General features: G+C 37.3%; 1 protein-coding gene. It reads right to left on the bottom strand.

What is annotated here, in order from left to right:
• On the bottom strand, positions 1-268 hold a 268-nt coding region (locus tag H5158_RS22970), incomplete at its 3' end, for a helix-turn-helix domain-containing protein (protein ID WP_182740998.1).
• Positions 269-330 lie beyond the last annotated feature (62 nt).

Raw genomic sequence — 330 nt, 5'->3', positions numbered from 1 at the left:
CATAATCTGACAGTGTGTTTAGTTGTTGTAAGGTTAATTTAGCTGGACGACCTTTAATCGGTTTGTTGTTCAAGCCAGTAACGCCATTATTAAGGTAGTTTGAAACCCATTTATTGACACTGCCGCGCGCTGTATTTAGCCGCTTAGCAATATTCGTTCTGTTTTCACCCTCAAAGAATAATGAAACAGCAAGCAGGCGTATTCGCTTTCTCGCATTAGGCTCTTTACGTGATAAAGCTAAAAGTTGCTTGGATTTTTCTAAGTTCAATTTAGTAAAAGTAGATAAGTATCAGTGTGCTAATTAGATCACATAATTTGGCAGATTGGTAT

It is taken from the genome of Pseudoalteromonas sp. SR45-6 (assembly GCF_014163545.1).
Taxonomy (GTDB): Bacteria; Pseudomonadota; Gammaproteobacteria; order Enterobacterales; family Alteromonadaceae; genus Pseudoalteromonas; species Pseudoalteromonas rhizosphaerae.
This window is presented reverse-complemented; position numbering and strand designations above follow the sequence as displayed.